The sequence below is a fragment of the Dermatobacter hominis genome (assembly GCF_020715685.1).
Taxonomy (GTDB): domain Bacteria; phylum Actinomycetota; class Acidimicrobiia; order Acidimicrobiales; family Microtrichaceae; genus Dermatobacter; species Dermatobacter hominis.
In genome coordinates this window covers 3432759-3445478 of the sequence record NZ_CP085840.1, presented here as the reverse complement: position 1 = coordinate 3445478, position 12720 = coordinate 3432759, and the positions used below count along the sequence as shown (strand labels likewise).

At 73.0% G+C, this 12720-nt stretch carries 14 protein-coding genes; 4 read left to right on the top strand and 10 right to left on the bottom strand.

Going from position 1 to position 12720, the window contains the following annotated elements:
- Positions 1–108: 108 nt before the first annotated feature.
- Positions 109–1332 (bottom strand): YlbL family protein, encoded by a 1224-nt coding sequence (locus LH044_RS16195; protein WP_227756625.1) that lies wholly within the window; start codon positions 1330–1332, stop codon positions 109–111.
- A gap of 81 nt (positions 1333–1413) precedes the next feature.
- Here LH044_RS16195 and LH044_RS16190 point away from each other — a divergent pair, with 81 nt between their 5' ends.
- Positions 1414–1764: a hypothetical protein gene (locus tag LH044_RS16190; RefSeq protein WP_227756624.1), complete on the top strand. Its 351-nt coding sequence runs from the start codon at positions 1414–1416 to the stop codon at positions 1762–1764.
- 136 nt (positions 1765–1900) lie between these two features.
- Here LH044_RS16190 and LH044_RS16185 read toward each other — a convergent pair whose 3' ends face one another.
- Positions 1901–2383 carry a hypothetical protein gene (locus LH044_RS16185; protein ID WP_227760146.1) on the bottom strand — a complete coding sequence of 161 codons (483 nt, stop codon included), beginning with the start codon at positions 2381–2383 and terminating at the stop codon, positions 1901–1903.
- 207 nt (positions 2384–2590) lie between these two features.
- On the opposite strand from LH044_RS16185, the gene LH044_RS16180 reads away from it, so the two are divergent.
- Positions 2591–3355: a HEAT repeat domain-containing protein gene (locus tag LH044_RS16180; protein WP_227756623.1), complete on the top strand. Its 765-nt coding sequence runs from the start codon at positions 2591–2593 to the stop codon at positions 3353–3355.
- A gap of 78 nt (positions 3356–3433) precedes the next feature.
- Here LH044_RS16180 and LH044_RS16175 read toward each other — a convergent pair whose 3' ends face one another.
- The 8 genes from LH044_RS16175 to LH044_RS16140 form a co-directional block, all read right to left on the bottom strand.
- Positions 3434–4789: an ABC transporter substrate-binding protein gene (locus LH044_RS16175; protein WP_227756622.1), complete on the bottom strand. Its 1356-nt coding sequence runs from the start codon at positions 4787–4789 to the stop codon at positions 3434–3436.
- The gene (locus LH044_RS16170) at positions 4786–5979 is read right to left on the bottom strand and encodes a branched-chain amino acid ABC transporter permease (protein WP_227756621.1); all 1194 of its coding nucleotides are present in this window, start codon (positions 5977–5979) and stop codon (positions 4786–4788) included. The genes LH044_RS16175 and LH044_RS16170 overlap by 4 nt, the downstream gene beginning before the upstream one ends.
- Positions 5976–6860 (bottom strand): branched-chain amino acid ABC transporter permease, encoded by an 885-nt coding sequence (locus LH044_RS16165; RefSeq protein WP_227756620.1) that lies wholly within the window; start codon positions 6858–6860, stop codon positions 5976–5978. The genes LH044_RS16170 and LH044_RS16165 overlap by 4 nt, the downstream gene beginning before the upstream one ends.
- A 1-nt stretch (position 6861) precedes the next feature.
- Entirely contained in the window at positions 6862–7569 is a 708-nt protein-coding gene (locus LH044_RS16160) for an ABC transporter ATP-binding protein (protein WP_227756619.1), read from the bottom strand.
- Positions 7566–8330 (bottom strand): ABC transporter ATP-binding protein, encoded by a 765-nt coding sequence (locus LH044_RS16155; protein WP_374210503.1) that lies wholly within the window; start codon positions 8328–8330, stop codon positions 7566–7568. The genes LH044_RS16160 and LH044_RS16155 overlap by 4 nt, the downstream gene beginning before the upstream one ends.
- 197 nt (positions 8331–8527) lie before the next feature.
- Complete coding sequence (locus LH044_RS16150) at positions 8528–9532, bottom strand: rod shape-determining protein (protein ID WP_227760116.1); 1005 nt, start codon at positions 9530–9532, stop codon at positions 8528–8530.
- A gap of 2 nt (positions 9533–9534) precedes the next feature.
- Positions 9535–9738, bottom strand: a complete 204-nt coding sequence (locus LH044_RS16145) for a hypothetical protein (RefSeq protein ID WP_227756618.1) — start codon at positions 9736–9738, stop codon at positions 9535–9537.
- A complete protein-coding gene (locus tag LH044_RS16140) occupies positions 9735–10265 on the bottom strand; it encodes a molybdenum cofactor biosynthesis protein MoaE (RefSeq protein ID WP_227756617.1) in 531 nt (176 codons plus the stop codon). The genes LH044_RS16145 and LH044_RS16140 overlap by 4 nt, the downstream gene beginning before the upstream one ends.
- Before the next feature lie 90 nt (positions 10266–10355).
- Here LH044_RS16140 and LH044_RS16135 point away from each other — a divergent pair, with 90 nt between their 5' ends.
- Complete coding sequence (locus tag LH044_RS16135; RefSeq protein ID WP_227756616.1) at positions 10356–11198, top strand: hypothetical protein; 843 nt, start codon at positions 10356–10358, stop codon at positions 11196–11198.
- Positions 11199–11263: 65 nt separating this feature from the next.
- Positions 11264–12673, top strand: a complete 1410-nt coding sequence (locus tag LH044_RS16130) for a zinc-dependent metalloprotease (protein WP_227756615.1) — start codon at positions 11264–11266, stop codon at positions 12671–12673.
- The last annotated feature ends 47 nt before the right edge of the window (positions 12674–12720 follow it).

Here is a 12720-nt window from a genome sequence, read left to right as displayed (position 1 = left end):
CTACGGGGGCCACGCGCGGCGATGGCGGACGGGTCGAGGTCGCGGTGCCCGCCCCGTCACCGGGGGCCGGGGTGCCCGCGCGATCGAGGACCAGGTGGCCCGCCGCGATCAGCCGGGCTTCTGCACGCCGCCGGGGTGGAGTGCCTCGACGGCCTCCTTCAGCGTGCCCACGGGGACGAGGCGCACGTCGTCGCCGGCCACCTCGCGCATGGCGCGCTGCTCTGCCTCGTCCGTCGACGCCGGGTACAGGAAGGTCGACACGCCGGCCCGCTTGACGGCCGCCACCTTCTGCACGATCCCGCCGATCGGCCCGACCGTGCCGTCGGAGAGGATCTCGCCGGTGACCGCGACGTCCGTGCCGTCGGTCAGCGACTCGGGGGTGAGGCGGTCGACGACCGCGAGCGCCCACGCCAGGCCGGCCGACGGGCCGGTGACGTCGCCCGAGTCGATCGCCACGTGCACGGGCGACTCGACCGACGGGTCGGCGGGTTCGACCGACACGCCCAGCACCGGCCGTTCGGCCCGTGGCGCCATCGTGGTGGTCGGGGCCGCGGCGTCGGCGGGGGCGCCGGTCGCCGGCGCCGTCGTGGTCGTCGTCGACTGCGTCGTGCTCGTGCCGGCGTCGTCCTCGGTGGGCGCGGCGCCGAGCGTGATCTGCTCCTCGACCGTGGCGGCGTCGTCGCCGTCGCCGCGGCGGGCGGTGACCGTCACCACGTCGCCCGGGGCCTTCCCCTGCAGCCCGACCTGGATGTCGCCGGGGAGCTGGACCTCGTGGCCGTCGATCGAGGTGATCACGTCGCCGACGCGGAGCTTGCCGACCGACCCGCCCTCCTCGTTCACGCCGAGGACCCTCGCCCCGCGCGCCGTGAACTCCGCCGGGTACCCCAGGTACTCGAGCCCGACCTTGGTGGCGATCAGCTTCGAGAGGTCCATCCGCTGCTGGTTCACCTGGCGGGAGGCGTCGCGACCGTCGGGCCCGTAGACCTCCTCCTCGGTCTTGACCTCGACCGCGTCGTCGAGCACGCCGCGCAGGAGCGTGGCCAGCGTCGCCTGGTCGACGTAGACGGTCGTGAACAGCACGTCGCCGTCGGTCTCGTACGACTCGGCTCCGGTCACGTCGATGCGCGTCTCGGCGGGTCGGACCGAGCCAGGCTGGAACAGGTAGTAGGGCGTCGGGATGAAGAGGACGCCGGCGATGACCGCCAGGACGACGAGCCCGACCCCGCCCCAGACCCAGCGGCGACGCCGCCGACGGCGCCGGGCCTCGAGCTCCACGGCGTCGACGTCGGGCTCGGACGGCGGTTCCGCAGTCGATACGCTGGGCGAGGTCATGTGGGGGTCACCGTCATCTCATGCAGGTGCTGATCGGCCCGGCGCGGCCCGGTCGGCACCGGCGATCCGGCGAGGCCCGTCGTGCCGACGCTGATCGTCGGGGTGCTCGTGGTGGCCGTGTCGACCGCCGGCTTCGCGCTCAGCATGTTCGGGCGGCGACCACTCCCCCAGCCTGCCACGACGGTCGCGACGGCGGCCCCGGTGCCTGTGACGCCCGCCAGGGACGGCGCCGCGCCACGCCGTCGTCGCGCCGCGGCCACGACCGCGGCCGGCGTCGGCGACCGGGAGGTGCCGCGACTGCAGGTCGACGTGCCGGCCTCGGTGCGGATCCGCTCGGCGTTCCTGCTGGCGCTCGGCGTGATCGCCGCGGCGGCCGCCGTCGGGGTCGTGCTCAGCATCGTCGTGGTCGGGTTCTTCACGCTGATCGGCTGACGGGTCGGTCCGCGGTGCCGATCAGGTCGGGCGGGCCGGTCCGGACCACGGTCCCCCGACGACCTCCCCCGGACGCGACGACGCACGCCGTCCCGCCCGGTCGAGCGGTCCGGCGTGCGTGCGCCAGGACGGAGGATCAGCGGCCGAAGAGGCCCCGTCGCGCCGGCTGCGAGTCGGACGACGGCTGGTCGGCGGGGGGCGTGGGAGCCGGGGCGGCGGGAGCGGCCGGCTCGGACGACGGCGAGCCGCCGGCGGGCGGGGCGAACGAGCCCCCGAAGGACGTGGTCTCGCCGGAGCCGGGCGCCGCGGCCGGGGCGGCGGGCGCCGGTGCGGGATCGGGGCGCGACGGCGCCGGTGACGGCGTGCTCGGCGAGGGAGCGGACGGCGCGGGGGCGGCGGACGGGGCCGACGCGGGCCCGGCGTTCAGCTCCTTCAGCTCCACCTTGAACACCGGCTTGAGCTCGAACTTGATCTCCTTGAGCTCGAACATCCGGGCGTTCTCGATGCCCTGGTCGTTGCGCAGCGACTCGACGAAGCCCACGGCCTCGCTGATCGACTCGAACTGGCTGTACGCGGGGCTTCCGTCGGCGGTCTGGAAGATCACCATGTGTTGCGACATCGTGCTGTACCTCTCTCGTCCCTCGCTCGTCCTGAGCCGGAAGTCTATGGGGAGCTGAACCGATCGCGGCAGGGCCGAACACGAACGACGACCGACACCGAGGAGCACGGTAGCCGCCGGTCCGCCGGATCGGACGCGTTCCGATCAGGGACCTGCGCCCCCACCGCGACGACCGCCCCACCCGCCCGAACGACACGGACCGACGACATGGACCCAGCAGCAGCCCCCACCGACGGACCCGACGACGCCGATCGCCCGACCGCGTCGGACGCCGACGCGCCTCGGGTCACGGGCGCCGGGTCCGATCGGACCGTCCGCGTCGTGCGCGCCGGTCACGACGGCGATGCCGACCTCGTGGCGGCCGCGCACGTCGACCCCGACCCCGCCGTCCGGGCCGCCGCGGTCGGCGCGTCGGTCCGCCTCGCGCGATCGGGCGTGATCGGACCGAGCGCCGCGCTCGACGCCGTGCTGGCCGCGCTGTCCGACGGCGACGCCGCGGTGCGCCGCCGCGCCGCGGCGGAGGCCGGCCGGCTGGCGGGCGCGGTCGACCTCGACGCCGACCTCGTCGCGATCGCCACGGCCCCGCTGGTCGAGCGGCTGGGCGACGAGGACGATCGCGTGGCGGAGGTGGTGGCCTTCGCGGTCGGCGAGCTGCCGTTGGCGGACGCACCGTCCGCGCTGGACCTCGCCGTCGCCTCGCTCGCCGAGGTGGCCACCGGCCACGCCGAGCACCTGTGCCGGGAGGCGGCGGTCGCCGCGCTCGGCAGCATCGGCGACCCGGGCGGCCTCCCCGCCGTGCTCGCCGGCTGCCGCGACCGCGCCACCGTGCGCCGGCGGGCGGTGCTCGCCCTCGCCGCCTTCGACGACCCGGCGGCGACCGACGAGCTGCGGCGCCTCACCGCGGACCGGGACCTGCAGGTGCGCCAGGCCGCCGAGGAGCTGCTCGCCATCGAGGCCGGCGAGGCGACCTGACGCTCGACCGGCGGGGCTCCGGACGCGGCACGGCCGCCCCCGCAGGGACGGCCGTGCACCGGATCGGGACGAGGTGGGTCAGCCGGCGTAGCCGTTCGACTTGCCCTCGAAGTTGGTGACCGGCGCCAGCTCCTTCCAGCCGCCGCCCTCACGCTGGACCATGCGGAAGCCCTCGATGAGCCACGGGTCCTCGGTGCCGTCGGTGTTCACCGTGACCTCGTCCCGGAGGAGTCCGAAGCTCGAGTCCTCCAGCGACCACAGGGTGTTCATGACGTCGGCCCGGTCGACCGCCTTCGACTCCTCGACCGCCTTGGCGAAGAGGGCGCCGAAGCCCCAGCCCACGCTGGTGATGCCGCCCTCCATCTTCGCCTGGTCGAGGCCGGCCGCCGCGCCCTTGGTCATGAAGTCCTGGACCTTCGCGTTCGACTGGTCGGCCGGATCGGACGGGTCGTACGTGGCCTGGGCGGCGATGACACCCTGGTCCTTGCCGCCCGCGAGCGACAGGGCCGTCTTGCCGGCACAGGTGATGGAGATGATCGTGGTCGGGTTCCACGAGTCGGGGATCAGCGACAGCGTCTTCGGGCACGGCGTGCCGCCGATGCCGACGATGAAGGTGTCAGCCCCCGACTGGGACAGCTTGGTCACCGCGGCCTCGGTCGTCGTGCCGGAGAGCGGGTTGAAGCTCGCCTCGTCGACGACCGTGATGTCGGTGCCCTCGATGGCCTTCTTGATGGCCTTCTCGTACGCCTGGCCGAAGTCGTCGTCCTGGTAGAGCAGGGCGATCTTGGCCTGGGGGTTGTTCTCCTTCAGGTACTCCACCCAGGCGTTGGCCTCGGCGGCGTAGGAGGGCAGGCCCGAGATGTACCAGGGGTACTGCTTGTTGTTGCCCCACTGCGTGGAGCCGGTGGCCAGCGCGATGTTCGGGACGCACTTCTCGTTGAGGTAGTCCCGGACGGCCAGGTTGGTCTCGGTGCCGATGTCGCCGACCAGCGCGAACACGCCGTCCTGCTCGACCAGCTTCTTGACGAGCTGCGGGGTCCGAGCCGGGTCGTAGGCGTCGTCCTCCTTGACCAGCTCGAGCTTGTAGGTCTTGCCGTCGCCGGCCTTGATGCCGCCCGAGGCGTTGACCGACGTGACGTACGCGTCGAGACCGGTGGTCACCTGGTCGTAGATCGCGAAGTTGCCCGTGGCAGGTCGGACGGTGCCGATCTTGATCGTGTCGCCGCTCACGCCCTGCGTGCCCTGGTAGTCGGTGCAGTCGACGGACGGGTCGATGAACGCCGCAGCCTCTCCGCTGCCGCCGTCGCCCGCCGTCGTGGTCGTGTCGGAGCCCGAGTCGTCGTCGCGCCCGCCGCACGCGGCGGCGAGCATCACGACGGCGAGCAGCGCGGCCCCGAGGGCCCACCCGGCTCGTCGTGATCCGTTCGTCTTCATGTGTCCTCCTGGTTGGTGGTCTGGCCAGGCGTCGTTGCCTGGACCGTCGTGGCGTCGACCGCCCCCGTGGATGTGTCACCGGTCACAGTACCGGTCGATCCCGCCGATGCGGCGGCGTGCGCCCGCTTGGCCGCCCGCTTGGCCGTGAGGGTGCGCCACAGTCCGACGATGCCGCCGGGCGCCACGAGCATGAGCACGATGAGCAGGACCCCGAGGATGACCGGCGTCGCAGGCTTGAAGCGCTCGGGCAGCTCGGGCGAGAGCACGTCGATGAAGAGGCCGTACGCGACGGCACCGATCGCGGGGCCGATGACGCTCGCCGCACCGCCGACCACCACTGCGATCAGGAAGTAGATCGACACGACGATCGTGAAGCTCGACGGGTTCACGCGGGCGTTGTTGAGGGCGAACACCGCGCCGCCGATGCCGGCCATGGCGGCGCTGACGCCGAAGGTCAGGATCTTGACCCGGGCGACGTGGACGCCCGAGACCTCGGCAGCCGTCTCGTTGTCGCGGACGGCGACCAGCGAGCGACCGGTGCGGGACCGGACGATGTTGCGGGTCAGCACGTACACCACGACCGTGATGACGAGGAAGACGAAGTACTTCCACTGGTCGGGTTCGAGCGACCCGCCCGGCGACTCGAGGCGGATCGGTCGGTCGATGACGCCGCGGGGCGACTCGGTCGGCGTCGTGATCGACAGGCCGGAGCCGCCGCCGGTGAACGAGGAGAACTGCTCGATGAGCAGCGGGAACAGCGTCGCCACGGCCAGCGTGACGAGGGCGAGGTACAGGCCCTTGATCCGCAGCGCGGGCAGGCCGATGACGACGCCGACGACGAAGCAGATGACGCCCGCCGCCGCGACCGACGGCCAGACCGGCCAGCCGCCGTCGGTGATGAGCAGCGCCGTCGCGTAGGCCCCGGTGCCGTAGAGGGCGCCGTGGCCGACCGAGATCTGGCCGTTGTAGCCGGTGAGCAGGTTCAGGCCGCAGGCCGCGATGGCCAGCGCCATCCAACCGACGAACTGCTCCACGCGGAACGGGGGCGAGACGAACGGGAGGACCACGAGCACCACGGCCACGACCAGCCCGGCGACGATGCGGCTGACCGGCAGCCGCCGCGAGGTGGTCGACGGGACGGGCGCTGCGGCCCCGGGAGCGCCCCCTCCGGGCGCGATCAGCTCGCTCACACGCGTCGCACCTGCTTGCGGCCGAACAGGCCCTCGGGCCGGAACAGCAGGATGGCCAGGATCAGGATGAACGCCGGCGCAAGGGGCATCTTCTCGAAGCCCGGCACGTACTGCGGCACCACCGACGAGGCGATGCCGACGATGAACCCGCCGACGACGGCGCCGAGCAGGCTGTCGAACCCGCCCAGCGTGATGGCTGCGAAGCCGAAGATCAGGGTGAGCTGCATGAGGTTGGAGCCGAGGCCCCGGCCGGGCGCCGTGAACACGCCGGCCACCGTGCCCACCGCGGCGGCGAGGCCCCACCCGAGCATCAGCAGCCGCGGCACGGGCACGCCGACGAGCGAGGCCGACTCGGAGTTCGAGGCGACGGCCCGCATGGCGAGGCCGAGGCGGGTCCGCTGGAACAGCAGCCAGAACGCGAGGGCGAGGATCGCCAGCACGATGACCGCACCGATCTTCTGCCACGCGATGGACACGCCGCCGATCTCGACCTGGCCCGTCCCGAACAGCGGCGGCAGCTCCCGGTCGAGCGTCCCCCAGATCAGCTGCGCGGCACCGTTCAGGCCGACGAAGAGGCCGATCGTGACGATCACGACGGCGAGCGGCCGCTCGTGCGGGTCGCCGACGGGCGACACCGCCACCTGGTGGGTCAGCGCGCCGATGCCGAAGCCGCCGACCATGCCGGCCAGGACGGCGAGCGGCAGCGGGACGCCGAGGTCCCACACCGTCCACACGAGGAACGTGGAGAACATCGCCATCTCGCCCTGGGCGAAGTTGAGCAGCCCGGTCGACCGGTAGATGACGACGAGCCCGAGGCCGAGCATGGCGTAGATCGCACCGTCGCCGATGCCCACGAAGAGGACCTGGAGGAAGTTCGTCATCTCAGAGCCCCAGGTACGCCTTCTGGACGGCTTCGTCGTGCAGCAGCTGCGCGGCCGGGCCGCTGGCGACGATCTCGCCCGCCTCGAGCACGTAGGCGCGGCCGGCGAAGTCGAGCGCGAGGTTGGCGTTCTGCTCGACCAGCAGCACGGCGGTGCCGGTCGACTCGGTGATGTCGCGGAGGCGGTCGAAGACCTCGCCGGTGACCAGCGGCGCCAGGCCGAGCGACGGCTCGTCGAGCAGCAGCAGGCGCGGCCGCGACATGAAGGCCCGGGCGATGGCGAGCATCTGCTGCTCACCGCCCGACATGGACCCGGCGGCCTGGTCGCGCCGCTCGCCGAGCCGCGGGAACGCCGCGCACCACCGGTCGATGTCGGCGTCCACCTCCTTGTCCTTCCGGGTCCACGCCCCGATGCGGAGGTTCTCGACGACCGTGAGGTCGTTGATCGTGCCGCGGCCCTGGGGCACGTGGGCGATGCCGGCCTGGACGATCTGGTCGGGCCGCATGCCGGCGAGCGAGGTGCCGTCGAAGATCACCTCGCCGCGATGGTCGAGCATCCCCGAGATCGCCCGCAGGGTCGTCGTCTTGCCCGAGCCGTTCGCACCGAGCACCACCACGAGCTCGCCCGCGTCGACCTCGAAGTCGAGTCCGAACAGCACCTCGACGATGCCGTAGCCGGCCCGCAGGCCGCGGACCTCGAGGAGGCTCACGCCGGCGCTCCCAGGTAGGCCGCGATCACGCGAGGGTCCTCGCGCACCTGGGCGGGCACGCCCTCGGCGATCTTCTGGCCGAGGTCCATGACGACGACCTTGTCGGAGATCGACATCACCATCGCCATGTGGTGCTCGACGAGCAGCACGGTGAGGTCGAACTCGTCGCGGATCTGGCGGATCACCGTGCCGAGCTCCTCGACCTCGCCGTGCGTCAGGCCGCTGGCGGGCTCGTCGAGCATGAGCAGCTTCGGCTGGCCGACGAGCGCCCGGGCGAACTCGATCCGCTTGAGCGTGCCGTAGGGCAGCCCGGCGCACGGGCGCTGGGCGAGCGACGAGAGCGACAGCCGATCGAGCACGTCCATCGACCGGTCCTTCAGCTCCCGCTCCTGCGCCGGCACCGGCGGCAGGCGCAGCGCCGAGGCCCAGAAGCCCCCACGGCTGCGGGCGTGGCCGCCGACCATCACGTTGTCGAGCACCGAGAGGCCGGGCACGAGCGCCAGGTTCTGGAACGTGCGACCGACGCCGAGGTCGGCGATGCGGTGCGCCGGCAGCCCGAGGAGGTCGACGCCGTCGAAGCGGACCGAGCCCGACGACGGCTCGTAGATGCGGCTGACGACGTTGAACAACGTGGTCTTGCCGGCGCCGTTCGGGCCGATCAGGGCGCAGATCTGGCCCTCGTCGATCGTGAACGACAGCGAATCGAGCGCGACGACGCCGCCGAAGCGCACCCCGACGTCGACCACCTCGAGCACTGCCAACGGTTCCCCCGTCCTGTCCGGAACCCGGAGCGTGCTCCGGGATGGGCCCCCCGACCGTTTCTTCCGGGGCGAGTGGCGAGTGACACTAGCCCCCGTCCGCTCCCCGCGGCTCGATCAACGCGGAGCGTGAAGGCGGTGTGAAGATCGGCGCGGCGCGGTGAGCGCCGGGATCGGCGGGTGCCGGCCGCCGAGGGCGGTCAGCGACGCGCCTCCATGAACATGTCGCGGAGCTCCTCGTACGACTCGATCACGCGACCGGCGCCGAGCACGACCGACTCGAGGGGCTGGCGGACGAGCCGCACGGGGACCTCGGTCTCCTCGGTGAGCCGCAGGTCGAGGCCCTTGAGCAGCGACCCGCCGCCGACGAGGAAGATGCCGCGCTCGATGAGGTCCTGCGCCAGCTCGGGCGGCGCCTCGGCCACGCAGCTCAGCACCGAGTCGACCATCGTGTTGACCGGCTCCGCGATCGCGTTGCGCACCTCGGCCGCCGACAGGATCACCGTCTTGGGCAGGCCGGACATGAGCTCGCGCCCGCGCACCTCGGCCCGCACCTCGTCGGGGGTCGGGTAGGCGGAGCCGATCAGGATCTTGATCTCCTCGGCGGTCTGCTCGCCGATGGCGATCCCGTACTCGCGCCGGATGTGCGTGATGATCGCGGCGTCGATGTCGAACGAGCCGACCCGGACGGCCTGCAGCGCGACGATCCCGCCGAGCGAGATCAGCGCGGTCTCGGACGTGCCGCCGCCGATGTCGATCACCATGTTGGCCATCGGCTCGTTGATGCGGAGCCCGGCGCCGATGGCGGCGGCCATCGGCTGCTCGATGAGCTGGGCCTCGGTCGCACCCGCCTTGCGAGCGGCCTCGGTCACGGCGCGCTTCTCCACCGCGGTGATCGCCGACGGCACGCAGATGACCACGCGTGGACGGTTGAACCGGTTGACGCCCACCCGCTTGAGGAGCAGGCGGATCATCTCCTGCGTGACCTCGAAGTCGGTGATCGCGCCCTGGCGCAGCGGGCGCACGGCGACGATGTAGCTGGGCGTGCGCCCGATCATCTTCCAGGCGTCGCGCCCCATCGCCAGGACCTCGTTGGTCCGGCTGTTGAGCGCGATCACGGAGGGCTCGTTGAGCACGATGCCCTCGCCACGCGCGTAGACGAGCGTGTTGGCGGTCCCCAGGTCGATGGCCAGGTCGCGTGCCAGGGCTACGACCTCCGGCTCCGGCGGCGTCGCACCACCTGACCCTCGAGCTCCTCGTCCTCCTGGTCGGGCGCGAGGGCCCGCATCTTCTCGTGGAACTGGTCGATGCTCGAGTGCGGCGACGACGGCGGCCGGCTGCGGAGGACGAGCACGGTCACGCCGACCACGCTGATCACGACCGCGACGAGGAGGAAGGCGAGGTTGCTCACCGCCGGGCTCCCGCGTCCAGGACCGCCTCGGGGGCCGCGACGGCGGGCACGGCCGAGGGATCGACCAGGTGCTGCGCCTCGAGGCCCCAGCCCTCGCCGCCGTCCCAGCGCTCGCGCTTCCACACCGGCACGGCCGCCTTCACGGCGTCGATGCCGAACCGGGCCGCGGCGAACGCCTCCTGGCGGTGCGGGGCGGACACGACGACGAGCACCGCCTCCTGGCCGATCGGCACGTCGCCGACGCGGTGCACGATCGCCACGCGGCCGACCTCGGGCCACCGGTCGCGCAGCTCGCGGACGACCTGCTGCATGCGGGGCACGGCCTGCTCCTCGTACGCCTCGTACGCCAGCTCGCTCACGTCGGGACGGCCGTCGGAGTGGTCGCGAGCGGTGCCGGTGAACACCACGACCGCCCCGCAGTCGGGTCGGATCGCCCAGGCGTAGGCGTCGCCGACGGGCAGGGCGGCGTCGCTGATCGCCGTCCAGTCGTCGCCGTTCGGCGGAGGCAGGGTTCCAGGGGCTGGCACGGCGTCATCGTAGGGAAGATCCCGGCAGGGCACATCAGGCGCCCCGGGCCGCGGCCATCGACGCCGATCTCCTCGGTATCGTCGGAAGCCATGCAGGAAGCGGCCGGACACGGGGCCGAGGACGAGCCGGGCGCGTCGCCCGGACCGGCCTCGGGGCGGACCTGGGTCCACCCGAGCGAGGTGGGCCTCGAGCACCGCAACCGCTCCGACCGCCGGCGGGCGGCCTGGCTGACCGCCGGTCTCGTGCTGGGCGGCGTCGGCCTCCTGGTGTTCGGCGTGGCCATGGGCCTCGGGTCCGGCTCCGACCCCGTGATCGCCGACTCCGACCCCCGGGACGCCGTGGCGGCGACCCTCGCGACGCTGACCGTCGCCGGCGGGCAGCCACCGATCACCGGCGTGGTCATCGACGACGACGGCCTCGTCGCCGTGCGGGCCAGCGCCCTGGGCGACGTCCAGCACGTCTACGTGAGCTGTGGCGGCCGCGAGCCCCACCAGGCCACCGTCATCGACCGGGACGACGAGGTCGACGTGGCGGTCGTGAAGGCCGACGTCGGCAGCGGCCGGCCCGTGGTCGAGGATCGCTCGGTCGAGGTCGGCGACGACGTCCTGCTGGCCCGGGCCGGCCTCGGCGAAGGGGCGCCGACCATGCGTGACGCCCGCATCACCGACGACGAGGTCCGGTCGGGCACCGCCTCCTCCGCCCGCCTGCTGCGGGTCGAGACGACCGGCCGGGCGACGACCACGTCGATGGTCACGTCAACCAGCGCGTCGATGATCACGACCACCTCCGGTCGCCCCGAGCCCGACGCCGACGGCGCCGCGTTCGACGGGCGCGGCCGGTTCGTCGGCCTGGTGGTCCGCGGCGACGGCCACGAGGCGGTCGTGCTGCCGGCGGGCGAGGTCATCGAGGTGGCGCTCGCGCTCAAGCGCTGAGCGGATGCCGCGGCGGCCCGCGGGGCGCCGGGTCAGGCCCGTCCCCCTGAACCTACGATGCAGGGGTGAGCGCTTCCGATCCCAACGGTCCGGACGACGATCCGTTCGGGGACGACGACCAGGACCGCGCCGGCGGCTTCGGCCCCGGCGGGCCGGGCGGTGCGGGCATGCCGTTCCAGGACATGGGCTCCTTCCTCCAGGACCTGTCACGCATGCTCGCCGGCGGGGGCGGGGGCAGCTGGGACACCGCGGCGCAGCTCGCCGGCTCGATCGCCACGCAGGGCCGGTCCGAGCCCAACATCGACCCGACCGACCGGATGGCCGTCGAGCAGCTGGCCCGGGTGGCCGAGCTGCAGGTCCGGGGCGTGGTCGAGGTCGGCGGCGACGACCCGATCCGGCTCGAGGCGCTCAACCGCACGCAGTGGGCCCGCCGCTTCCTCGACGACGAGCGGCCACTGCTCGAGCGGCTGTCGGGTTCGCTCGGCAAGGCCCTCCAGGCGCAGCTCGGCGAGCTCGAGCGCGAGGCCGAGGAGGACCCGTTCGGCGAGGTGCCCGGCCTGGCCGGCATGGGCTCCCCCGACGCGCTGATCCGCCAGGTGATGGCGATGATGGGCCCGATGCTGCTCGGGATGATGGCGGGCAGCACCGCCGGCCACCTCGCGGCGCGGGCCTTCGGGCACTACGAGCTGCCGCTCCCGCGGCCCGCCAGCGGTCCGCTCACGATGGTGCTGAGCAACGTCGACGAGTTCGCCGACGAGTGGAGCCTGCCGCGCGAGTCGGTGCGGCTCTGGGTCGTGCTGTCCGACGTGGCCCACCACCGGGTGCTCGGCATCCCGCACGTCCGGGCGCAGCTCGAGCGACTGCTCGAGGACTACGCGTCGAACTTCAACGACGACGTGGGCGACATGGAGCGCCGGATGGTCGAGCTCGGCATCCCCGACCTGCTCGGTTCCGGCGAGCCCGACATGGCGGCGCTGCAGCGGTTGGCCGCCGACCCCGACATCCTGCTCGGCGCGATGCAGTCCGAGACCCAGCGCGAGCTGATGCCCCGCATCGAGACGCTGGTGGCGACCATCGAGGGCTTCGTCGACCACGTGCTCGACCGCCTCGGCCACCGCCTGCTCCCCGACTACGACCGCGTCACCGAGGCCATGCGCCGGCGGCGCGTCGAGTTCGGTCCCGAGCGGCGCTTCGTCGAGCGGCTCTTCGGGCTGGAGCTCCGCCAGGCCACCTTCGACCGGGGCGCGTCGTTCGTCGACGGGCTGGTCGACCGAGCCGGCGTCGAGGTCCTCGACGAGCTCTGGGCCGACGCCGAGCACCTGCCGACGCCCGCCGAGCTCGATGCCCCGGGCCTGTGGCTGGCCCGGGTCGGCGTCGACGTCGGCGACGGCGTGGACGACCTGCCCGAGCTCGACGAGCCGTTCGAGATCCCCGACTTCCTCGACCTCGGCGACGAGGACGGCCCCCAGGGCTGACCCCCTCGCCGTTCTGTGATGCTGGATACGTCGAAGTAGACGCATCG

Bases quoted from the DNA above. Each gene is read 5' to 3' on its own strand.
- LH044_RS16195 (WP_227756625.1), bottom strand. From the start codon at position 1,332: ATGACCTCGCCCAGCGTATCGACTGCGGAACCGCCGTCCGAGCCCGAC.
- LH044_RS16185 (WP_227760146.1), bottom strand. From the start codon at position 2,383: ATGTCGCAACACATGGTGATCTTCCAGACCGCCGACGGAAGCCCCGCG.
- LH044_RS16180 (WP_227756623.1), top strand. From the start codon at position 2,591: ATGGACCCAGCAGCAGCCCCCACCGACGGACCCGACGACGCCGATCGC.
- LH044_RS16175 (WP_227756622.1), bottom strand. From the start codon at position 4,789: ATGAAGACGAACGGATCACGACGAGCCGGGTGGGCCCTCGGGGCCGCG.
- LH044_RS16165 (WP_227756620.1), bottom strand. From the start codon at position 6,860: ATGACGAACTTCCTCCAGGTCCTCTTCGTGGGCATCGGCGACGGTGCG.
- LH044_RS16135 (WP_227756616.1), top strand. From the start codon at position 10,356: ATGCAGGAAGCGGCCGGACACGGGGCCGAGGACGAGCCGGGCGCGTCG.